Source organism: Thalassotalea loyana (genome assembly GCF_030161435.1).
Lineage (GTDB): Bacteria > Pseudomonadota > Gammaproteobacteria > Enterobacterales > Alteromonadaceae > Thalassotalea_G > Thalassotalea_G loyana.
In genome coordinates, this window is sequence record NZ_BSSV01000009.1 from 109705 (window position 1) to 132640 (window position 22936).

24 protein-coding genes are annotated in these 22936 nt (G+C 42.2%); 9 read left to right on the plus strand and 15 right to left on the minus strand.

Translation table 11 applies throughout. The annotated features are described in order from the left end of the window. Window positions 1-155 precede the first annotated feature (155 nt). From thiC to QQK05_RS17375, 7 genes are all read left to right on the plus strand, one after another. On the plus strand, window positions 156-2114 hold the full coding sequence (thiC, locus tag QQK05_RS17345) for a phosphomethylpyrimidine synthase ThiC (protein WP_284300997.1): 1959 nt from the start codon (window positions 156-158) through the stop codon (window positions 2112-2114). Further along, window positions 2114-3199 (plus strand): FAD-dependent oxidoreductase, encoded by a 1086-nt coding sequence (locus tag QQK05_RS17350; protein ID WP_284300999.1) that lies wholly within the window; start codon window positions 2114-2116, stop codon window positions 3197-3199. The genes thiC and QQK05_RS17350 overlap by 1 nt, the downstream gene beginning before the upstream one ends. After that, window positions 3189-3383, plus strand: a complete 195-nt coding sequence (gene thiS, locus QQK05_RS17355; protein WP_284301001.1) for a sulfur carrier protein ThiS — start codon at window positions 3189-3191, stop codon at window positions 3381-3383. The genes QQK05_RS17350 and thiS overlap by 11 nt, the downstream gene beginning before the upstream one ends. Before the next feature lie 4 nt (window positions 3384-3387). Beyond that, window positions 3388-4173: a thiazole synthase gene (locus QQK05_RS17360; protein WP_284301003.1), complete on the plus strand. Its 786-nt coding sequence runs from the start codon at window positions 3388-3390 to the stop codon at window positions 4171-4173. A gap of 33 nt (window positions 4174-4206) precedes the next feature. After that, entirely contained in the window at window positions 4207-5736 is a 1530-nt protein-coding gene (thiE, locus tag QQK05_RS17365) for a thiamine phosphate synthase (RefSeq protein ID WP_284301005.1), read from the plus strand. A 128-nt stretch (window positions 5737-5864) separates the two neighbouring features. Next, window positions 5865-7634 (plus strand): OPT family oligopeptide transporter, encoded by a 1770-nt coding sequence (locus QQK05_RS17370; protein WP_284301006.1) that lies wholly within the window; start codon window positions 5865-5867, stop codon window positions 7632-7634. 11 nt (window positions 7635-7645) lie between these two features. Further along, the gene (locus QQK05_RS17375) at window positions 7646-8182 is read left to right on the plus strand and encodes a hypothetical protein (protein WP_284301008.1); all 537 of its coding nucleotides are present in this window, start codon (window positions 7646-7648) and stop codon (window positions 8180-8182) included. 53 nt (window positions 8183-8235) lie between these two features. Here the strand turns inward: QQK05_RS17375 and QQK05_RS17380 are convergent, their stop codons facing one another. The 13 genes from QQK05_RS17380 to QQK05_RS17440 all read right to left on the minus strand — a co-directional run bounded on the left by QQK05_RS17380 (window position 8236) and on the right by QQK05_RS17440 (window position 16415). Next, window positions 8236-8988: a sporulation protein gene (locus tag QQK05_RS17380; RefSeq protein ID WP_284301010.1), complete on the minus strand. Its 753-nt coding sequence runs from the start codon at window positions 8986-8988 to the stop codon at window positions 8236-8238. Between the two features lie 287 nt (window positions 8989-9275). Further along, complete coding sequence (gene rpsQ / locus QQK05_RS17385) at window positions 9276-9524, minus strand: 30S ribosomal protein S17 (RefSeq protein ID WP_284208391.1); 249 nt, start codon at window positions 9522-9524, stop codon at window positions 9276-9278. Further along, on the minus strand, window positions 9524-9715 hold the full coding sequence (gene rpmC / locus QQK05_RS17390; RefSeq protein ID WP_193022443.1) for a 50S ribosomal protein L29: 192 nt from the start codon (window positions 9713-9715) through the stop codon (window positions 9524-9526). The genes rpsQ and rpmC overlap by 1 nt, the downstream gene beginning before the upstream one ends. Continuing rightward, window positions 9715-10128, minus strand: coding sequence for a 50S ribosomal protein L16 (rplP, locus tag QQK05_RS17395; protein WP_284301013.1), 414 nt, complete (start codon window positions 10126-10128; stop codon window positions 9715-9717). Before rplP ends, rpmC begins: the two co-directional genes overlap by 1 nt. A 10-nt stretch (window positions 10129-10138) precedes the next feature. After that, window positions 10139-10834, minus strand: a complete 696-nt coding sequence (rpsC, locus tag QQK05_RS17400) for a 30S ribosomal protein S3 (RefSeq protein ID WP_284301016.1) — start codon at window positions 10832-10834, stop codon at window positions 10139-10141. 12 nt (window positions 10835-10846) lie between these two features. Continuing rightward, the gene (rplV, locus tag QQK05_RS17405; RefSeq protein ID WP_115998805.1) at window positions 10847-11179 is read right to left on the minus strand and encodes a 50S ribosomal protein L22; all 333 of its coding nucleotides are present in this window, start codon (window positions 11177-11179) and stop codon (window positions 10847-10849) included. An 11-nt stretch (window positions 11180-11190) separates the two neighbouring features. Further along, window positions 11191-11466, minus strand: coding sequence for a 30S ribosomal protein S19 (gene rpsS / locus QQK05_RS17410; protein ID WP_076420823.1), 276 nt, complete (start codon window positions 11464-11466; stop codon window positions 11191-11193). 31 nt (window positions 11467-11497) lie between these two features. Continuing rightward, window positions 11498-12322, minus strand: a complete 825-nt coding sequence (rplB, locus tag QQK05_RS17415) for a 50S ribosomal protein L2 (RefSeq protein WP_284301022.1) — start codon at window positions 12320-12322, stop codon at window positions 11498-11500. A gap of 15 nt (window positions 12323-12337) precedes the next feature. Next, window positions 12338-12637 (minus strand): 50S ribosomal protein L23, encoded by a 300-nt coding sequence (gene rplW / locus QQK05_RS17420; RefSeq protein ID WP_284208384.1) that lies wholly within the window; start codon window positions 12635-12637, stop codon window positions 12338-12340. Next, entirely contained in the window at window positions 12634-13239 is a 606-nt protein-coding gene (rplD, locus tag QQK05_RS17425) for a 50S ribosomal protein L4 (RefSeq protein ID WP_284301023.1), read from the minus strand. Before rplD ends, rplW begins: the two co-directional genes overlap by 4 nt. Window positions 13240-13257: 18 nt before the next feature. After that, on the minus strand, window positions 13258-13896 hold the full coding sequence (gene rplC / locus QQK05_RS17430) for a 50S ribosomal protein L3 (protein ID WP_284301025.1): 639 nt from the start codon (window positions 13894-13896) through the stop codon (window positions 13258-13260). 14 nt (window positions 13897-13910) lie between these two features. Continuing rightward, on the minus strand, window positions 13911-14222 hold the full coding sequence (gene rpsJ / locus QQK05_RS17435; protein ID WP_093332363.1) for a 30S ribosomal protein S10: 312 nt from the start codon (window positions 14220-14222) through the stop codon (window positions 13911-13913). 249 nt (window positions 14223-14471) lie between these two features. Then, window positions 14472-16415 carry a RecQ family ATP-dependent DNA helicase gene (locus QQK05_RS17440; protein ID WP_284301027.1) on the minus strand — a complete coding sequence of 648 codons (1944 nt, stop codon included), beginning with the start codon at window positions 16413-16415 and terminating at the stop codon, window positions 14472-14474. Between the two features lie 203 nt (window positions 16416-16618). Between QQK05_RS17440 and dapE the strand changes: the two genes are divergently transcribed. Then, on the plus strand, window positions 16619-17827 hold the full coding sequence (gene dapE, locus QQK05_RS17445) for a succinyl-diaminopimelate desuccinylase (RefSeq protein WP_284301029.1): 1209 nt from the start codon (window positions 16619-16621) through the stop codon (window positions 17825-17827). A 52-nt stretch (window positions 17828-17879) separates the two neighbouring features. On the opposite strand, the gene QQK05_RS17450 is transcribed toward dapE, so the two are convergent. Beyond that, the gene (locus QQK05_RS17450; RefSeq protein ID WP_284301031.1) at window positions 17880-19580 is read right to left on the minus strand and encodes a lysophospholipid acyltransferase family protein; all 1701 of its coding nucleotides are present in this window, start codon (window positions 19578-19580) and stop codon (window positions 17880-17882) included. A gap of 25 nt (window positions 19581-19605) precedes the next feature. Then, entirely contained in the window at window positions 19606-20406 is an 801-nt protein-coding gene (locus tag QQK05_RS17455; RefSeq protein ID WP_284301033.1) for a UDP-2,3-diacylglucosamine diphosphatase, read from the minus strand. A 291-nt stretch (window positions 20407-20697) separates the two neighbouring features. Here QQK05_RS17455 and fusA point away from each other — a divergent pair, with 291 nt between their 5' ends. Then, window positions 20698-22785 (plus strand): elongation factor G, encoded by a 2088-nt coding sequence (gene fusA / locus QQK05_RS17460; RefSeq protein ID WP_284301035.1) that lies wholly within the window; start codon window positions 20698-20700, stop codon window positions 22783-22785. The last annotated feature ends 151 nt before the right edge of the window (window positions 22786-22936 follow it).

A 22936-nucleotide genomic window follows, 5' to 3' on the forward strand; every position in this document is an offset into this window, starting at 1 on the left:
AAAAGGCTTGTAAGCTGCGTTGCTGAACTCAAAAAGGGAATAACCATTCTTTTCACTCAGCGCCTTGCCTCTAAGCCTTTTAATTCTCGCTGAGTAAGTAAACCATTAGTTAACTTGGTATGGCGTACAAAAAACATACAAAAGGTAACATAATAATGACGCAATTATCTCGTCGAGAGCGCCGTGCTCAAGCACAGGAATTTTTACAAAATCTTTCTGAGCAACACTTTCCAAATAGCGAAAAAATTTACTTAAAAGGCAAACTTCATCCAATAACTGTAGGCATGCGAGAAGTCAGCCTTGCTGATTCCTTTGTAGGTGGCACGGAAGAAAACCCAATTCTTGAACCTAACGAATCTATTGTTGTTTACGACACATCAGGCCCGTATACCGACCCGACCGTTAAGATTGACGTTCACAAAGGTCTGCCAAAGCTAAGACAAGCCTGGGTTGAATGTCGTGATGACACGGAAGAACTGGCTGGTGCTACATCAGGTTATAGTCAACAAAGACTTGCCGATGATGGACTAGACCACATTCGTTTCGAAAACCTACCTAAGGTAAAGCGTGCAAAAAAAGGGAAAAACGTCACACAAATGCATTATGCTCGCCAAGGCATCATCACACCAGAGATGGAGTATATTGCTATTCGAGAAAATCAGCGTCGTGAAGAAGTTAAGTCTGACCTTTTGAAGAAGCAGCACCCAGGACAGAGCTTCGGGGCATTGGTTGGCAGTGATGCCATGCCGGAACAAATTACACCAGAATTTGTTCGTCAAGAGGTTGCCGAAGGTCGAGCAATCATCCCTGCGAATATTAATCACCCTGAAGCTGAGCCAATGATTATTGGGCGTAACTTCCTGATTAAGGTAAATGCCAATATCGGTAACTCAGCGGTCAGCTCTTCAATTGAAGAGGAAGTTGAGAAACTGGTTTGGTCAACAAAATGGGGCGCAGACACAGTGATGGATTTATCAACCGGGCGTTACATTCATGAAACCCGAGAATGGATTATCCGTAATTCGCCAGTACCGATTGGCACAGTGCCAATTTACCAGGCATTAGAAAAAGTTAATGGTATTGCGGAAGACCTGACATGGGAGATTTTCAGAGATACCTTAATTGAGCAAGCCGAACAAGGGGTTGATTACTTCACCATTCATGCGGGAGTTTTATTACGCTACGTTCCAATGACGGCGAAACGACTGACAGGTATTGTTTCTCGTGGTGGTTCAATCATGGCGAAATGGTGCTTAGCTCATCATAAAGAAAACTTCCTTTATACCCACTTTGAAGATATCTGTGAAATTTGTAAACAATATGATGTTTCATTCTCACTAGGGGATGGCCTTCGCCCAGGCTCTGTCTATGACGCCAATGATGAAGCTCAATTTGCCGAACTGCATACGCTTGGCGAACTGACAAAAATTGCATGGGAACATGATGTTCAAGTCATGATCGAAGGTCCGGGCCATGTTCCGTTACATATGGTAAAAGAAAACATGGACGAACAATTAAAACATTGCCACGAAGCGCCATTTTATACCTTAGGGCCATTAACCACCGATATTGCACCAGGCTATGACCATATTACATCAGGTATTGGCGCCGCCAATATTGGTTGGTACGGGTGTGCCATGCTTTGTTACGTGACACCAAAAGAACATTTAGGTCTACCGAATAAAGAAGATGTGAAGGAAGGTTTGATAACTTATAAGATTGCCGCCCACGCAGGGGATTTAGCCAAGGGACACCCTGGCGCGCAAATTCGAGACAACGCGTTATCAAAAGCACGTTTTGAATTTAGATGGCACGACCAATTTAATTTAGGTTTAGATCCAGACCGCGCACGTGAATACCATGATGAAACTCTACCACAGGAGTCAGGTAAAGTAGCTCATTTCTGCTCTATGTGTGGCCCTAAATTCTGTTCAATGAAAATTACTCAAGAGGTGCGAGATTATGCCAAAGGCCTTGAGGATGGTGATGAAATCACAATAAGAATGGTGGATACAACACAAAGCGCTGAGCAAGGCATGCAACAAATGAGCGAAAAGTTCAAAGCCTCTGGCGCAGAGATTTATCATCAAGCTGAAGTGTTAGCGAAAAGCTAATGGCTAATATAGCGATTATCGGGGCCGGCCTTTTGGGTCGGTTCACCTGCTTATGTTATCAAAACCATCAAGTAACCCTGTTTGATCCATTGGCGCTGGATGATGAACAGCACACAGGTTTGATTGCAGCGGCCATGCTTGCGCCCACTGCAGAAAGCGCTATTTCTAGCAACAAGGTTGTAGCATTAGGTAATCAAAGTCTGGAGCTATGGCCTGAGCTGTTAAAGCATTTTGATTGGCAACATGTTTTTCACCAAGCAGGTACCATTGTTCTTGCCCACCCGGCAGATAAAGGTGCAATCGCACACTTTATCAATCAAGTAAAACCCGAGCAGCAAGTAAACTTCACATCATTGTCGACTGATTCATTAATAAACTTAGAGCCAGAGCTTGCAAAGAATTGGCAACAATCATTGTACCTTAATGGCGAGGGACATATAGACAACGACATCCTCTACCAGGTAACTAGTAAGTACATACAAACCTCAAACATAAGATTTAAAAAACAGTCCATTGACTTGGATGATGGTTCACTTGAAGAGTATGACTTAGTTATCGATTGTCGGGGCATGGGGGCAAAAGGCCAAACTAAGGAACTATTGAGAGGTGTACGAGGGGAGGTTATTCGTGTTAATGCGCCTGACGTACACTTGACTCGACCAATCCGTCTCATGCACCCAAGATATCCTCTTTATATCGTCCCCAAAACCAATAACAACTATGTGATTGGTGCAACAGAAATCGAGTCAGAATCAACGTCACCAACAACAGTACGTTCGGCATTAGAGTTACTATCGGCAGCGTATAGTGTCCATAAAGGATTTGCCGAGGCAACGATTACGTCAATTAAATCCAGTTTAAGACCGGCTTTTAGTGATAATGAACCAAGCATTTCATCTCATGGCAAAGTCATTCAAATAAACGGGTTATATAGGCACGGTTATATGATCACTCCAGCAATTATCAATATGTTAACGCAACGGACTAAACAACAATTCAATATTCGTTGTGATGCCAAGTTAGAAAAACTATTTGCAACCCAAATGTTAGGTAAGCAAAATTCAGGAGCTACACATGGAAATTAGCCTAAATGGAGAGCTTCAGCTTGTCCATGCGACATCAATCGCCCTACTTATCCAAGAGGTGACACCACAAGCACCATTTGTTATTGCAGTAAACGGGGATTTTGTACCTAAACCTGAGTATGAGATAACACCGATTAACCCGGGCGACAGAGTAGATATTGTTGTTCCTGTTTTTGGAGGGTAATAAGTTGAACACATTAACGATATATGGAGAGCAGTTTGATTCTCGATTAATGATCGGCACCGCTCTTTATCCGTCACCGAAGACGATGCGTGATTCAATTGATGCTTCTGGAGCAGAAATAATTACGCTGTCATTAAGACGCCAAGCTCCAGAATCAAATGGCGGTGAGTCCTTTTGGCAACAAATAAAATCCCTCAATAAAACGCTACTACCAAACACCGCAGGCTGCCACTCCGTTAAAGAAGCGGTTAATCTGGCGAAGATGTCACGTGAGATATTTGAAACCAACTGGATAAAGCTCGAACTTATCGGCGATGAGTATAACCTTCAGCCTGATCCTGTGGCCTTACTCGAAGCAACCGATGCGTTACTAAAAGATGGATTTAAAGTTCTCCCCTATTGCACTGATGACTTGGTCATTTGTCAAAGACTCGTTGATTTAGGTTGTGAAGTGGTCATGCCATGGGCATCTCCAATAGGAACAGGAAAAGGTATACTTAATCCTTATGCCCTGACAACTATTAGAGAAAGGTTGCCCAACACGACGTTAATCGTCGATGCCGGCCTAGGTCTTCCTTCTCATGCAACCCAAGCATTAGAGCTAGGATTCGATGGCATTCTACTCAATTCTGCTATCGCAAAAGCGCAGCAACCTGAAAAAATGGCTAAAGCCTTCCGGCTGGCAGTAGAAGCGGGTCGTGAAAGCTATTTGGCAGGCAGAATGCCGGAACAAAATACCGCAATCGCAAGTACACCAACAATGGGCATGCCATTTTGGCATCAAGAATAAATCAATACCGTTATAACTGATAAAGAGATACACATGAATTCAACCTCAAAGATGCCTGTAGTTTTGGCCATTGGCGGGTCAGATAATACCGCTGGTGCAGGGATTCAAGCAGACGTTACTACTATCAATCAGCTTGGTTGTCATCCCGTTTGTGTGATTACGGCTGTGACTTCACAAAACCCGATGGGAGTTCATAGCATAAATCCTGTCGCACTGGAGGTGATTGCGAGCCAAATAAAATCCATTTGTGATATCCAAATACCCAAAGTTATCAAGATAGGCTTATTAGCCAATATCGCTCAGGTTGAGATGATTAGCCAGTGGCTTACTTCACTCGGTGAAAACAAACCTGTGGTGATTTATGATCCGGTCGCGGTTGCATCAAACGGCAGTGCATTAACAGAGCAAGACATATTGCCAAGTATTAAAGAGAAGTTACTGCCAGTAGTTGATATCATTACGCCCAATGCCCAAGAAAGCCAAACTATTACAGGGGAATATATCTTATCTTGGGATAGCCTTCCTTCCGTTGCCACTCAAATTAATAAGCTTGGCGTATCACACTGTATTCTAAAAGGAGGTCATGTTGATCTTCATAATGATTATTGTGTTGATATGCTACAAAGCGGAACAGCTCCTCAAACGCCCAAACGTTATTGGGTAGCAAATCGTAAAATAAACACGAAGCAATCACACGGTACAGGCTGCACGTTTGCCTCTGCTATTGCGAGTTTCGTCGCGCGTGAATACCATATTCGCGATGCGTTTATGCTAACCAACGCTTATATACATAAATGTCTCTCGCTATCTCGTGAAAACCCATTTCATAGTTTAACGAGAACACAATTTCCATCTGAAAAAGAATATTTTGGCGAAGTTCTATTGAATAATTCTCCTTTAGCTATGGAGTTAGATTGGTACCAAGAGGATCAACTCGCATATCGTGCAGGTTTTGAAGCTTGTACGCATCTACCACTTGGCTTGTACCCCGTTGTAGATAGTGTTGATTGGGTAGAGCGACTGTTAAAGCTGGGCGTTAAAACAGTACAAATAAGAATAAAACATTTGGCTGGAGATCTACTTAAACAAGCGTTGACCAAAGCAGTAGCGCTAGGTAATCAATATGACGCTCAGGTTTTTATCAATGATTACTGGCAATTAGCCATTGAATTAGATGCCTATGGCGTCCATTTAGGCCAAGAAGATATGGATGATGCAAACTTATTAGCCATTCAAAACGCTGGCCTCCGACTTGGAATTAGTACGCACGGGCATTATGAACTGCTAAAAATGCATCAGCTAAAACCATCTTATCTTGCTATTGGCGCAATATTCCCAACAAAAACTAAAAATATGACAGGCCAGATCCAAGGTTTAACGGCATTAAAGCAATTATTGCCTCTATTAGAGGGTACCCCCGTGACAGCGATTGGCGGAATCTCAGTAGAACGTGCTGAACACGTATTAGCAACGGGGATCAAAAGTATCGCAGTGGTCACTGCCATTACTGAGGCTGAAAATCCAGATAAAGCCGCTCAGGATTTTCTCAACTTATTATCTTGATAAATGGTCTTGGTACAAACGCACAAGTATTTACCGAAATGATAAGTTTTTTAGTCTAGGATTGCGTAAATATCATCAATCGTTAACAATGTGTTAACCCAATAACTAAATAATAAAAGGGAATACTTGTGTCAGAGACAACATCAGAAAATCACGTTGATAAACTCAACGTAGCCCCCGAAGGGCCACTTAGCTACGGCCCCTACCCTGAATTATCAAAATACGCTATTTTTGTCGGCTATTTTTTAGGTGTGATCATCGCCATTTCTATTGGCTATGCGTCACTTAAGCTAGGCTTTTCAATTGAAGGCTCAGAGCTAGCAGCCATTCTTGGTTTTGGTATCTTACGAGGTATTTTGCGTAGACGTTCCATTATTGAAAATAATGTTACTCAAACGGTAGCTTCAGCGGTTAACGGTGCTTCGTCGGGATTAATGTTTTCAGTTCCGGCCATCTTCATTCTTGGTTATGGCACCGAGCTCAACCCATACATCGTTACGTTTGGCGCGATCGCAGGTGCGTTTCTGGGAATAGCTTTCATTATTCCTTTGCGCAAACAGATGATCGATTTTGAACGACTAACCTACCCTGGTGGTGTTGCAGTAGCGACGATCTTAAAGTCACCGGGTGCAGGAATCGAAAAAGCCAAGCTTCTCGTTGGCGCGATGCTGTTCTCAGGCGTAGTGCATGTTATTGCCTTAGCTAATGGCATTCATGATTTACATGTAGGTGACTGGCTAAGTATCCCTGATGATTACGCCTATCTAAACTTAATGTTTTATGCCTCATTAATGACCATAGGGGTTGGCTTCATCGCTGGTCGTGGTGGTTTTGCATTTATTGTTGGTGGATTTGTTTGTTATTTCTTCCTAGCGCCAATGTTAGATATCACCGGTATGTTACCGCTTGATGCAGCTGGCAACCCAATCACCGATGCCAATGAACTTCGGTTAACACTCTTTAGACCAACAGGTATTGGTATGCTGATTGGTGGTGCAGTGATCGGTGTACTTTTCGCGCTGCCACTCATTCGCTCGGCGATAAAGTCGATGCAAAATAGCGCTAAAGTTGAAAGTGCGATGAGTAAAGAAGAGATGCCGATTAAGCTTCTATATTTTGCAGTCGTAGGTGCGGCAATTTTGCTTATGATCATGGCTTGGACATCTGCAGAACAAGTTGGTATCGGTCGCGGTATCGCAATGGGGCTTTTGGGCACATTATGGATTTGGATGTCTGGCATTATTTTGTCAGAAGCAATCGGAAGAACAAACTGGTCGCCACTCAGTGGCATGACATTAGTCGCAGTTACCATTCTGATCATGTTAACCAGTGGTATGGATACAACAGGCGCCATTGTGGCTGCTGTGACTGTTGGTGCTGCTACGTGTGTCGCAATGAGCCAAGCAACCGATTTGATGCTAGATATGAAAACGGGCTACTTAGTCGGTGCAACACCTAGAATGCAACAACTAGGACAATTTGCCGGTGCATGGCTAGGACCAATCGTCATCATCATTTTGATTTACGTACTCCACAGCGCATTTGGTTTGGGTAGTGATGAACTACCGGCCCCTCAAGGTCAAGCACTGGCCTCTATGGTGCAAGGTATTACTGGCGGTGATGTACCAACAGAAAAGTATACGGCAGGTGCGCTATTAGGCGGATTACTTTCAGCCATGATGGGTGGATTAGGTATTACTGTAGGCCTTGGATTTTACCTTCCGTTCAATATTGTACTAACTTACGCCTTAGGTACGTTGTTGCGTGAAGTATCCGATCGAAATATGGGTACTCATTGGTCTGATAACAAAGGCATTCCAATTGCAGCGGGCTTAATTGTTGGAGAAGCTCTGGTTGGTGTTGGTTATGCCGTTGTTAAAATTGCAAGTGCTACTTAAGGAGCAAACTTATGATTAATTTAGCAAGATTTATTGTGGTCGCTTCTTTTTTAGCCGGAGCATACCTAGCCTCTTTAGATAAAGAAACGATTAACTGGATGTATTTTATTCCCGTTATTGTGTTAGGTGTGGTTGGTGTATTTCTTTTAAAGTCGAGTGAAAAAGCGGCAGCTCAGGATGACAGCTTATTAGCGAGCGACAAAGAAATATTAAAAACAAGCCTAGAAAATATTTTAACCAACCTTCGTGACCTTGACGGTCGTAAGGATAAAGTCCCTACTTACGATATGCGCTTTGAAATTGATAAGGTCTTTCGGGACGACTTAAATAATTTCGCTGATAGCCGTGAAAGTATGAAGCATTTATTTGGATTAATGGCCTATGCAGACATTATGTCGAGCTTCGCCGCTGGAGAACGTTATTTAAATCGTGTGTGGTCGGCCTCAACCGATGGATATGTCGATGAGGTGTTAACCTATGTGTCAAAAGCACATAGCCAATTTGAACATGCACTTGAAGAATGGCAAAAAGCCGAAACAGCAAAATAAAAAACGGGGCGAACGCCCCGTTTATTTTTGATATCTATTAAGGTTTTTAAAGGCTAGCCCAAGACTTGTTCAACATAAGGTCTAACACTTGCGACATCAGTGCAATGATTTGGAATTAGCGTACTGCGATAGCCATCCCCAAGGAACGCACGATCTATTTCGATAAGCACGCCGGTCTCCGCACCGTTATCGACAAAGGTAATCTCTATCTCTTTAGCACTGAAAAAAGAACGTGAATTTGGTTTGAATTCATACTCTTGATAACAAGGTAAATGTGACGAGAACCCACCACCGCGAATACCACCTTGCTCTATATCGATTTTATAAAGCGAATAGCCACTTTGTTCTATGCATTCGAGCACTGCCAATTGTGTTGGAGAAGGCAATATAATCAAAGGATCTTTATCACTTCCATCGATGCCATTTTTGATATCTAGTCCAGTTTGTAACCATACTTTAGAGATTTGCTGACCAAACAATGAGGTTGCGGGTACTTCAGGGTGAAGCTCTAAAGTAAACTGATGCGTGATTTCTTCACCTGGCTGTATGACTAAGTTTAATGACTGATGCCAGCTTTGAAGGACAACGCTCTTATTGTATTTCACCTCACTATCGCCAACATCTGCTTCAGCTTTTACTTCAGCCATCACAGCTAATTCTAATCCATTCAATTCTTGCTCGACATCACCACCCTTGATCTGTATTTCCACATCAAATGGTTGGCCTGCTTGTAATTGTTCTTGTAATAAAATTGCATCAACTTTTGCTTTGCCAATTCCTACACTGGCGAGTAGTTTTTTAAACATGTCTTATCCTCATTTAGTTCATTGAGTATATCGCTAGATAAGTTATTTTGAAGTTCGAAAAATGTAACAAGATACGTTAAGCAAGATTCATTGTTTGAGCTGCACATTCGTTAATGACAATACGTTAGGCAATAAAAGAGATTAAGCTTTGTCAACGATGTCTACTAAGACCTACATCTGCTCTTAGAAGCCTCAGGTTGAGCTGCACATTCGGTAATTACGATACTTTAGGCAATAAAAAACCCGACACAAGGTCGGGTTTTTTAATATATCTCTATTAAAAGAGATTAAGCTTTTTCAACGATGTCTACTAAAGTCCAAGATTTGCTCTTAGAAATTGGTGCACATTCGCGGATAGTCACTACGTCACCAGCAGCACACTGGTTAGTTTCATCATGAGCTTTCAACTTAGTTGAACGGATCATGAATTTACCGTAGATAGGGTGCTTAACACGACGCTCAATTAGGACAGTGATAGACTTATCCATCTTGTCGCTAACTACGCGACCTTGTAATGTACGAATTTTATCAGTCATTACTTACCTGCCTTTTCAGTTAAGATAGTTTTAACGCGCGCAATGTTGCGGCGAACTTGTCTTAATAAGTGAGTTTGTGCTAACTGACCTGTGCTTGCTTGCATGCGGTAGTTAAACTGCTCACGTAATAAGCCTAATAATTCAGCATTAAGCTCTTCTACGCTTTTTTCTCTAAGTTCGTTAGCTTTCATTACATCACCGTTCTAGTTACGAAGGTTGTTTTGAACGGAAGTTTAGCTGCTGCTAAAGCAAATGCTTCACGAGCTAAAGCTTCTGGAACACCTTCCATTTCATAAAGAACACGACCTGGTAGGATTTGACAAACCCAATATTCCACGCCACCTTTACCTTTACCCATACGAACCTCTAGAGGCTTCTTAGTAATCGGCTTATCAGGGAATACGCGAATCCAGATTTTACCTTGACGCTTAACGTGACGAGTCATCGCACGACGAGCGGCTTCAATTTGACGAGCTGTCATACGACCACGCTCAACAGATTTTAAACCGTAAGTACCGAAGCTAACTGTGCTACCTGTGTGTGCAAGACCACGGTTACGCAGTTTCATTTGCTTACGGAATTTAGTACGTTTTGGTTGTAACATTACTTAACTCCTACTTGCTCTTGCGGTTGTTGCGCTTCTTAGGCTTAGCAGCTGGTTTTTCTGCCTCTAATGGCATGTTACCAATAACTTCACCTTTGAAGATCCATACTTTGATACCGATAGTACCGTAAGTAGTTTCACCACGCGCAGTAGCGTAATCGATGTCAGCACGTAAAGTGTGTAATGGTACACGACCTTCACGGTACCACTCAGAACGAGCGATATCAGCGCCGCCTAAACGACCGCTAACTTCAACTTTAATACCTTTAGCACCTAAACGCATTGCGTTTTGTACAGCACGCTTCATAGCACGACGGAACATAACACGACGCTCTAACTGGCTCGCGATGCTGTCAGCTACTAATTGTGCATCCATCTCTGGCTTACGTACTTCAGCAATGTTGATTTGCGCAGGTACACCAGCGATTTTAGATACTTGTAAACGTAACTTTTCTACGTCTTCACCTTTCTTACCGATAACAACACCAGGACGAGCTGTGTGAATAGTTACACGGATAGATTTAGCTGGACGCTCAATTACGATTTTTGATAATGAAGCACGCTTCAATTGCTCAGACAAGTATGCACGAACCAAGTGGTCACCGTGAATATTTGCAGCAAAATCTTTAGTGCTTGCGAACCATGTAGACGCGTAAGGCTTTGTGATACCTAGGCGAATACCGGTAGGATGTACTTTTTGACCCATACTAATATACTCCTAGCTATCAGCTACAATCACAGTGATGTGACTTGTACGCTTAAGGATACGATCCGCGCGACCTTTCGCACGAGGCTTAATACGTTTCATCGTTGGACCATCGTCAACCATAATAGTTTTAACGAATAATTCATCGATGTCTGCACCTTCGTTGTGCTCTGCGTTAGCAATTGCTGAGTTTAGAACTTTCTTAACTAAAACAGCAGCTGATTTGTTGCTGTATTCTAAGATTTCTAAAGCTTTCTCAACGTGTAAACCACGGATTTGGTCTACAACTAAACGTGCTTTTTGAGCAGAACCACGGGCAAATTTATGTTTAGCAATAGCTTCCATTACATTTCCCCTTATCGTTTCGCTTTCTTATCAGCGACGTGGCCGCGATAAGTACGAGTTGGTGCAAATTCACCTAATTTGTGACCGATCATTTCATCAGTTACAAATACAGGTACGTGTTGACGGCCATTATGGACAGCGATGGTCAATCCGATCATGTTAGGAATGATCATTGAGCGACGAGACCAAGTTTTAATAGGTTTCTTGTTCCCGCTTTCCAAAGCTTTCTCTACCTTCGTCAACAAGTGTAGGTCAATAAAAGGACCTTTCTTGAGAGAACGTGGCATGGTATTTCCTCTTTAAAATTAACTAGTACTATTACTTAGTACGACGACGTACGATGAACTTATCAGTACGCTTGTTCTTACGAGTCTTGTAACCCTTAGTAGGTACACCCCAAGGTGATACTGGGTGACGACCACCTGAAGTACGACCTTCACCACCACCGTGCGGGTGATCAACTGGGTTCATCGCCACACCACGTACGGTAGGACGAACACCACGCCAGCGCGAAGCACCAGCTTTACCAAGAGAACGTAACATATGTTCTGCGTTACCGATTTCACCTAAAGTTGCACGACATTCCGCTTCAACTTTACGCATCTCGCCTGAACGAAGACGTAAAGTAACGTAAGCGCCGTCTTTAGCAACTAATTGTGCATAAGTACCAGCAGCACGCGCGATTTGAGCACCTTTACCAGGCTTCAATTCGATTGCGTGAATAACACTACCTAATGGAGTGTTACGTAAAGGTAATGTGTTACCTGTTTTGATCGGCGCGTCTACACCAGACTGGATTGAATCACCAGCTTTTAAGCCCTTTGGAGCTAAGATGTAACGACGTTCACCGTCTGCGTATAATACTAACGCGATGTTAGCACTACGGTTCGGATCGTATTCTAAACGCTCAACTTTAGCCGGGATACCGTCTTTGTTGCGTTTGAAGTCGATTACACGGTAGTGATGCTTGTGACCACCGCCGATGTGACGAACTGTGATACGACCGTTGTTGTTACGACCACCAGACTTAGAGTTTTTCTCTAATAGTGGAGCGTAAGGCTTACCTTTGTATAAATCCGAGTTAACCACTTTAACAACGTGGCGACGACCCGGAGAAGTAGGTTTACATTTTACAATAGCCATTTGAAACTCCTCCTATTACTCTGCGCCAACGAAGTCGATGTCGCTACCTTCAGCAAGGGTAACGTATGCTTTTTTCCAGTCAGAACGACGACCGAAACGAGCACCAGTACGTTTAGTTTTACCCTTAACGTTAAGTGTACGAACACCTTCAACAGAAACTTCGAAAAGTTTCTCAACAGCAGCTTTGATTTCCGCTTTAGTAGCGTCAGTAGCAACTTTAAACACGATAGTGTTGTTAGCTTCAGCAGCTACAGTTGCTTTCTCAGAAATGTTTGGTGCTAATAACACCTTTAACAAACGTTCTTCGTTTATCATGCGAACATCTCCTCAACTTGCTTAACTGCGTCAGCAGTCATCAATACTTTTTCGAAACCTACTAAAGAAACAGGGTCAATCGCTTGAACGTCACGAACGTCAACTTTGTATAAGTTGCGAGCAGATAAGAATAAGTTCTCATCAACTTCTTTCGTTACGATTAACACATCTTTTAATTCTAAGCCTTTTAACTTAGCAACTAATTCTTTAGTTTTTGGTGTTTCAACTGCAAAATCGTTAACCACAACTAAACGTTCTTGACGAACTAATTCAGAAAGGATGCTTTTGATCGCACCACGGTACATTTTACGGTTAACTTTTTGGCTGTGATCTTGTGGACGAGCAGCGAATGTTACGCCACCTGTACGCCAGATTGGACCACGAGTTGTACCAGCACGAGCACGGCCAGTACCTTTTTGACGCCATGGCTTTTTACCACCGCCGCTAACTTCAGAACGGTTCTTTTGCTTTACAGTACCTTGACGAGCACCAGCTGCGTATGCAACTACTACTTGGTGTACTAAAGCTTCGTTGAATTCACGACCGAACGTTGCTTCTGAAACTTCAACAGCGCCTGACGCGTCTTTTAATGCTAATTCCATCAAAATTCTCCTCAGACGTTAAGCTTTAACAGCTGGCTTGATGATTACGTCAGCGTTAACGTGACCCGGAACTGCACCTTTGATAAGAAGCAAGTTACGTTCAGCATCTACGCGAACTAATTCAAGGTTTTGAGTAGTAACTTTCTCAGCACCCATGTGACCAGACATTTTTTTGCCTTTGAATACACGGCCTGGTGTTTGACACTGACCGATTGAACCGTTTGAACGGTGAGAAATAGAGTTACCGTGAGTTGCATCTTGCATACGGAAGTTCCAACGCTTGATACCGCCTTGGAAACCTTTACCTTTTGAAGTGCCGGTTACGTCTACTAATTTTGTTTCGTTGAATAACTCAACAGTGATTTCACTGCCAGTTGCTAATTCAGCGCCTTCACCTTCCGCTAAACGGAATTCCCATAAACCACGACCTGCTTCGATACCTGCTTTCGCAAAGTGACCAGCTGCTGGCTTGTTTACACGGTTAGCTTTTTTAGCACCAGTAGTAACTTGAATCGCTGAGTAACCATCGTTGTCTACAGTTTTAACCTGAGCAACGCGGTTCGCTTCAACTTCTAGGACTGTAACAGGAGTAGAAACGCCATCTTCAGAGAAGACACGAGTCATACCAACTTTACGTCCAACTAGACCGATAGTCATGTTAAAACCCCCTATTAACCCAAGCTAATTTGAACGTCAACACCAGCTGCTAAGTCTAAACGCATTAACGCGTCAACAGTCTTGTCAGTAGGTTCAACGATATCAATTAAACGCTTGTGAGTACGAATTTCGTACTGGTCACGCGCATCTTTGTTAACGTGTGGAGAAATCAATACTGTAAAACGCTCTTTGCGAGTAGGAAGTGGGATAGGACCACGAACCTGAGCACCAGTACGCTTAGCAGTGTCAACGATTTCTGCTGTAGATTGATCAATCAAACGATGATCGAACGCTTTCAAACGAATGCGAATTCTTTGATTTGACATGAAGACAAATCCCCAATTTAAAGAACGAACAAAGTACTGCCCATCACCTTTCTTTTTATATAAAAGGGGGGAGTACCGACTATAAACATTCAACCTCCAATCGAGGTTGCTGTAGGTAAACAAATCAAGGCTTAACGCCTGATGTTTACTAATTAATCACGCAGGCAAAGCCAAACGTGGAGGCGCATTATACTAAAGTCGACTAAAAGTGCAACAATTATTTTAGTTTTAAAGAGAGGTTAACCGCTATCATTCGTCAGTGAAAAGGAGCTCTTCGACTTTTTGTTTTATTGCTTGATAGGGTATTTGTTGGCAAAGTCCAAAACCGTTGAGCGACTTAACCTTATGGCGCGTAAAAACAGGCACTGTCATGCCTGCCAAAAATCGACTAATACTAGTCGTTGTAATAGGGTGATTTATCTTAGGCTCAACTTTAGCTTTCAGTGATGCTATTGCGGATTGAATCTCGTCATCCGATGGCCAATGAATAGCTTTTGATCGTGTAAGTTTGACAACTTGCCCCAAACATACACTGCAATGACCACATTTGTGAGGGGCGTTACTATCATCAAAATAGTTTGCTAACTGCCAGGTTAAACAGTTGTCATCATTAAAGAAGTTAATTAAGCGGCCAATACGACTAATTTCTTTCTCCTCAATTTGTTCAAAATACTGAGAAAGCGAATCAGCGAGGTATATGTCATTGAGCTTTTCATGATTTACACGATATACATCCATGACCTGTTTAGTTTCTATTTCGATAAGTTCCTTATCACTCAGGTATTCTAGTGCCGTCATGATGCGCTTGCGGTCACTACTACTGTGTCCGCTTATCGCTTCAAAATCTGGCTGGTACCAAACTTTCTTTCCTGGTGAGTATTTGAAAATGGTCTCAATAAACCGCCTTCTTTCCCCGTCAAACAGCGCAATGATCTCGGAGGCGCTGCTAACAAACTTGAATTTCACTTCGGCAAAATAGCTAAACTTAGGCTGTAAAACACCACCAAGCTCTAGCTGCACTAATAAAGTTTTCAATGGCAACTGTTTTATATTACTTAGCGTTGAGAGTTGATATAGCTGAACCTCCCAGTGAGTGCCAACTTGCTCTTGTTTTATAGTATCAATGACCAAAGCGATGCTGTCTTTTTCCGGTGTATCGCCATACACAAAGTTCTCTAATACAGTCAAACCATCTAGATTCGCTAACGTAATACAATGACTAATTTCTCCATCACGCCCTGCTCGACCAATTTCTTGACTATAGTTTTCAATCGATTTGGGTAAGTCATAATGAATAACAAAGCGAATATCACGTTTATCTACCCCCATACCGAACGCAATGGTTGCTACAACGACGTCGATTGCGCCAGACATAAAGTCGTGTTGTATTTGGCTACGCAATTCATTAGCCAAACCAGCATGGTAGGCGCAAGCATTAATTCCCTTTTGCTTTAGGTTCGCAGCGACCTCTTCCGCAGTATGTTGCAACGTCACGTAAACGATGCCATTTCCTCGCTGCGCCGAAACCTGTTTCACTAGCTCATTCGTTTTGTTTAACTCGTTACAAGCGATTACGGATAAATGAAGATTAGGGCGATAAAACCCAGTTTGGACAATATGCTCTGCCTTTATATGGAAACGCTGAGCCATATCATACTTAACTTGTCTGGTTGCAGTAGCCGTTAATAATAACGTTAGCGGTATAGAAAGCTCCTGTGCATACTGTGGAAGCTTAAGATAGTCAGGTCTAAAGTTGTGTCCCCACTCCGAAATACAGTGTGCTTCATCAACCACTAGCATTGAAATAGGTAGGCTACTGATTAAATGTCTAAAACGCTCATTCTTAAATCTTTCAACTGACACCATCAATATTTTTATTTCGCCAGCTCTTAGCCGCTGAACTATTGCTTGGTGTTCTTGATAGCTTAGCGTTGAATCGATGCTTGCAGCTGGAATTGAATGGGCAGTTAAGAATTCCAGCTGATCTTTCATTAACGCTAATAATGGCGAAACTACCAACGTAAGGTTCGGTAAGTGAAGAGCCGTTAATTGGTAACACAAGGACTTTCCTGAACCTGTTGGAAATATCGCGAGAGATGACTGTCCTGACAACAGCTGTTCAATCGTTTGTTGTTGTCCATGACGAAACTCATCGAAGCCAAAGTGCTGTTTTAGCGACTGCTTAATATCCATTGTTGCCTTAATGTTCAGATCCCATTTCTATGTGGTGGAACGATAAATGATGACTACGACTATTATAAAGCGATACCTAGCTATTCATATAACGATATTTTGGAGCTTGTTTGCTGTCATCAAAATTACTTTAAATTGTCGTAAATAGTTCATTGAAACAATCTATGGTGCAATAGATATACGAATGGTGAGTAAAATAGATTGTGAATGTAGCACTCAAACCGTTATTAACCCCATGCTCTTCATCGGTCGTTGAAAAGCCTCCCGCCCCAAGAGAGCAGCTACTTGGATACGCCAAGGCATTAATAAATAGAAAATCCATCACGCCAGATGATGGAGGTTGTCATTCCTGGCTCATTGCACAGCTCGAACAGCTTGGCTTTGAATGCACTGAAATTAATCGTTGTGGCGTCAAAAATTTTATTGCGACATATGGTACACAGGGAAAGGCAGTCGCTTTTGCTGGGCACACAGACGTCGTTCCGCCTGGCGATCTGTCTCGATGGAAAAGCGATCCGTTCATCGCAACAATTAACCACTCGACCATAACGGGGCGTGGTGCCGCTGATATGAAAACGGGTATTGCCGCGATGCTCAGCGCAACAAAGCGACTGCTTGGCAGCCAATCAATCAAGCACCGACTTATTTGGTTAATCACCAGCGACGAAGAAGGAGAAGCTGAGTATGGCACTAAATTACTAAAAGACTACCTTGACGTGAATGGCGTTCTACTAGATTACTGTATTGTAGGGGAGCCCACCGCCACCAAGCGCACAGGTGATACCATTAAAGTAGGACGTCGTGGCTCATTATCATGTGAGATATCGATTAAAGGCAAACAAGGACATGTCGCCTACCCTCAATACGCACAAAATGCACTGCACATTGCAAACAAGGTCATTCAATCTTTAGTTTCACTAGAGTGGGATATGGGTTGTCATGATTTTCCTGGCACAAGTTTACAGATAACACATATTGATTCTGGCGAGTTTACCGACAACATAATTCCTGGCCAAAGCTGTGTTAATTTTAATATTCGTTACAGTGCCTCTTATTCGCAAGAATCATTGCAGTCAATAATCTCAAAGACAGTTAGCCAAATTGATAAGTCAGCTCAGGTTACTTTTTCAAGGCCCTGCTTACCTTATCTAACGCACCCTCGCGATGATATTTGTTTAATTGATTTAGCTAAACAAGCTGTTTGCAACGTAACCGGAATTTTCCCGACCCTGTCGACTTCAGGAGGAACGTCAGATGGTCGTTTTATTGCCGATAGCAAAACCCAAGTTATTGAACTAGGCGTGCCTAATTCGACAATTCACCAGGTTAATGAATCAATCAATATTGATGATTTAATATCGCTTGAAGCAATATATTTTGATTTATTGCTTAGGTTATCCAAACAAGCATAACCGGCAATCACCAATTTGATTGCCAAAGGTAGCGACGAGGTATATTAAGAACTTAATCATCCTGCTTACCTAAATACCGATGACGTTTTTTCTCTTTGAGTGTATTGATATCAACAAGAACTAAGCCATCTACACAATCATTAAAATCAGGGTCGACATTAAAGCTTAGAAACTTGACTCCACCTGGTTCACACAGTTCTGCATATTGCTTATATAATGTCGGAACACCGATATTCATGTTTCCTAGCATACTTTTCAATTCAGCAAATTCGGTTTTGTAATCATTGCCCGCAAACCCAAAACGTTTATCATCACTATATTGGAAGGGTAACTTACCAACAGCGAGTGGTTGCAATGTTGAGAAATGTGCTTGATAAAACTCTACCATCAAGTCTTTGGCCACTGGAGGGAAAGTATCACTAATACTAACGGGTCCAAATAAGTAACGAAATTGAGGTCGTGCCTTCAAGAAAGCGCCAATACCAAACCAAAGGTAATCAAGACTTCTCTTTCCCCAATACTTTGGCTGAACAAAACTACGTCCCAATTCTAGCCCCTGTTCAAAATATGGAGTCATCTCTGTTTGATAGTCGAACAAGGTTGACGAGTACAGCATATTAGATTGCGCCAATTTACTCGCGTCGCCAAACCGATAAGCTCCAGCTATCTCTAAATCATCCTGATCCCACAGAATAAGATGAAAATACGCTTTGTCATATTGGTCAACATCACGACGGTTATAACTCCCCTCACCCACGGCACGAAAAGAAACCTCTCTTAGGCGGCCTATTTCTCGCATAATCGGTGAGCTTGCTCGATACTCATATAGATAAATCATCTTGCCGTCAGCCGTTTCACCTAGCAACTCACAGTCATTCGTAATCGCTTTTTTCAACGCCTGCCGACTTTCAGGAAGCGCTATCGCCTTTTGGCTTGCAAAAATTTCAGGTTTTTTGGTGTTAATTCGATATAGGTGTTTTTTAAATAGCTTTGTCAGCTGATTAATATCGACCTTAGAGCCCGCGTATGATTGGTATGGAATCAATTGACCGACTCGAATTGGAAAATGATTTTTCCGCTGTTTGAACATCTCTTTTACCAGTAGTAACGTTGCCAAAGGTTTGTAAACCATGGAAACACCATAAAAAAGCGGAGAGTTTTTCGCATCAATAAATATCGGCAGTATTGGCGCTTTCGACTTGCGAGCCATACGTAAAAAACCAGAATGCCAGTAGGTGTCTTTCACACCAGAAGGACGAAGACGTGAAACCTCACCAGCAGGGAAAATCAACACAGCACCTTCATTGGCTAAATGCGTGTCAATATTCTTTAAGTTTTCCTTTGGCGTAGCACCTTGCATGTTATTGACCGGTAGTAACACTTCTTGAAGTGGCTTAATCGCCATTAACATGTCATTAGCGACAACTTTAAGATCTTGTCTGACTTCACTTACAAGTTTGATTAATGCTAAGCCGTCTAGTGAGCCTATGGGATGGTTCGCTATAATAACGACTCTACCAGGAACGGGGATATTCTCTTTTTCATTATCTCGCACAGAATAAGAGACATTAAAGAACTCTAATACTTGCTCAACAAAGTCTAACCCTTGAACAAAAGGGTATCGTTCGCCAAACTCATTAATCTCTCGCTCATGCAGTAAGTACCTAAGTAATGCACATGTCGGTTTATTTAACCAAGAATTCCCGCTGACTTGAGGTAGATGCTTTTCGATGATTTCATTTACAGTAAACATAGTCTTTACACCCTGAGCGTTGCCATTATGCGACTTTATTTTTGTTATTAATAAGCTCACCTATAACGGGTGGCTGGGAGTGGATATCGGCGAATGGCCAAAAGACAAGTTTAATTTCACCATGCCTGTCTTCAACTAACGCGGAACAACTTTCTACCCAATCGCCGTCGTTAAAATATAAGGTATTTTCAAAAGTAGAAATTTCTGGATGGTGGATATGACCACAGACTACGCCATCATATCCTTGCTCGCGCGCTGCGTTGCAGCATACTTCACGATACCGTTCGATTGCTTTTTTTGCACCTTTAACATGGCTCTTAATGTAACGAGCCAGCGACCAATACTTTGGTGAATGTTTGCCTCGTAACTTATGGAAACAACGATCTAGAAACAGTAATAGGTCATACCCAAAATCACCAATAGTTGCCGTGACTTTGCCAAGTGCCAATTCACCATCGAATTGATCACCGTGTAAAACCAATAATTTTTGCCCCTTTGCCGTAACATGGAGTTTTTCTCTTACGACTTCAATTTCTCCAAACTGCAAACCATCATACTGTTGCAACGGTGCATCATGATTGCCAGGCAAATAAACGACCTTAGTATTACCTTTTGATAGTTTTAGCAATTGGTGTAATACGTCATTATGAGATTGCGGCCAACGAAACGACTTGCTCATTGCCCACATATCTACAATATCTCCCACCAAATAAAGCGTTTCTATTTCTGCATGTTTTAGGAAGCTTAATAGGTATTCGGCCTTACAATCCTTTGAACCGAGGTGTATGTCAGATAACCAAACAGTTTTATAGTATGACTTCGCCATTTTTTTGCCCGCATTGTTATGTTAAATGATATTGGATAACTGGGGTGCTTCAGTTTCACTGAATATGAGCTAAAATAATCAGGCGAGTTGACAGATTCTTGACAGAGAGTTGACAGATAGATGAAACATCGAATAAAGATTTAGTTTGTTTTAGATCATTTGTTGGCTTTTTTAGCAGAAAAATGAATTTCACGTTAAAAAATACAACTATTTCAATTTTCTTATATAGGTTTTATGTTAGTTCTGATATACTCGCGCGGTTTTTAATCAATAACCCAATAGAGCATAAAAATGGCAGATTTATCAAAATACAGAAATATCGGTATTTTCGCTCACGTTGATGCGGGTAAGACCACGACAACAGAGCGTATTTTGAAACTTACAGGTATGATCCATAAAATTGGTGAAGTACATGACGGTGAGTCAACAACTGACTTCATGGAACAGGAAGCTGAGCGTGGTATTACTATCCAGTCTGCTGCTGTTACTTGTGAATGGAAAAAGCACCGTTTTAACGTAATCGACACTCCTGGTCACGTTGACTTTACAGTAGAAGTATACCGTTCATTAAAAGTACTTGACGGCGGTATTGGTGTATTCTGTGGTTCTGGTGGTGTTGAGCCTCAATCAGAAACTAACTGGCGTTACGCTAACGAATCTAAAGTAGCTCGCTTAATTTTCGTTAACAAATTAGACCGTTTAGGTGCTAACTTCTTCCGCGTTAAAGACCAAGTACAAAAAGTACTAGGTGCTAACCCACTTGTTATGACTTTACCAATTGGTGAAGAAGATAACTTCGTTGGTGTTGTAGACGTATTATCTCAAAAAGCATACGTTTGGGATGATTCAGGCCAACCTGAAAACTACGAAGTTCAAGACATTCCAGCTGACATGGTTGACCAAGCTGCTGAGTACCGTGAAATGTTAATCGAGACTGCTTTAGAAGCAGACGAAGATTTACTAATGGAATACTTAGAAGGCGAATTAGAGCCAACTGAAGAGCAAATTAAAGCGTGTATCCGTAAAGGTACTAACGAATTATTATTCTTCCCTACATACTGTGGTTCTGCGTTCAAGAACAAAGGTATGCAGTTATTACTAGACGCTGTTGTTGACTACTTACCGTCTCCAACTGAAGTTCCACCTCAACCGTTAACTGACGAAGAAGGTGAACCAACTGGTGATTTCGCATTAGTTGATCCAGAAGAGCCGTTCCGTGCATTAGCATTCAAGATTATGGATGACCGTTTCGGTGCTCTTACTTTCGTACGTATCTACTCAGGTCGTATCAAGAAAGGTGACACTATCCTTAACTCATTCACAGGTAAAACTGAGCGTGTTGGCCGTATGGTTGAGATGCAAGCAGAAGACCGTACTGAACTTTCAGAAGCGCAAGCGGGTGATATCCTAGCTATCGTTGGTATGAAGAACGTTCAAACGGGTCACACTTTATGTGATGTTAAACAACCTTGTACACTTGAAGCAATGGTATTCCCTGAGCCTGTAATCTCAATCGCTGTTTCTCCTAAAGAGAAAGGTGGTGCTGAGAAGATGGGTATCGCTATCGGTAAGATGGTTGCAGAAGATCCAACGTTCCAAGTTGAAACTGACGAAGATTCAGGTGAAACAATCCTTAAAGGTATGGGTGAACTTCACTTAGACATCAAAGTAGACATCCTTAAGCGTACTTACGGTGTTGACTTAGTTGTTGGTAAGCCACAAGTAGCATACCGTGAAACAATCACTCAAGAGATTGAAGATTCTTACACGCATAAGAAACAATCTGGTGGTTCTGGTCAGTTCGGTAAGATCGACTACCGCATCAAGCCAGGTGAGCCAAACTCAGGCTTCAAGTTCTCTTCAACAGTTGTTGGTGGTAACGTTCCTAAAGAATTCTTCCCAGCAATCGAGAAAGGTTTCGCTGGTATGATGGAAGAAGGTCCAGTTGCTGGCTTCCCTGTATTAGACGTTGAAGTTGAATTATTCGACGGTGGTTTCCACGCAGTTGACTCATCAGCAGTAGCATTCGAAATCGCAGCGAAAGGCGCATTCCGTCAATCAATGCCGAAAGCAGGTGCACAACTTCTTGAGCCAATGATGAAAGTTGACGTGTTCACTCCAGAAGATCACGTTGGTGACGTAATCGGTGACCTTAACCGTCGTCGTGGTATGATCAAAGACCAAGAAGCTGGTAACACTGGTGTTCGCATCAAGGCTGACGTACCACTTTCAGAAATGTTTGGTTACATCGGTCACTTACGTACAATCACTTCAGGTCGTGGTCAATTCTCTATGGAATTCAGCCACTACGCTGCAGCTCCACAAAACGTAGCTGACCAAGTTATCGCTGAAGTTAAAGAGCGTAACGAGAAGAAGTAATTAGCTTTTTTAGTTAATAAGCTTTATTAGAAACCCGCACTTGTTGCGGGTTTCTTGTTTTTAGCTTCGCTAAATGGAATTCAGCCAACACATACCTCAAGGCAGCTCCACAAAACGTAGCTGACCAAGTTATCGCCGAAGTTAAAGAGCG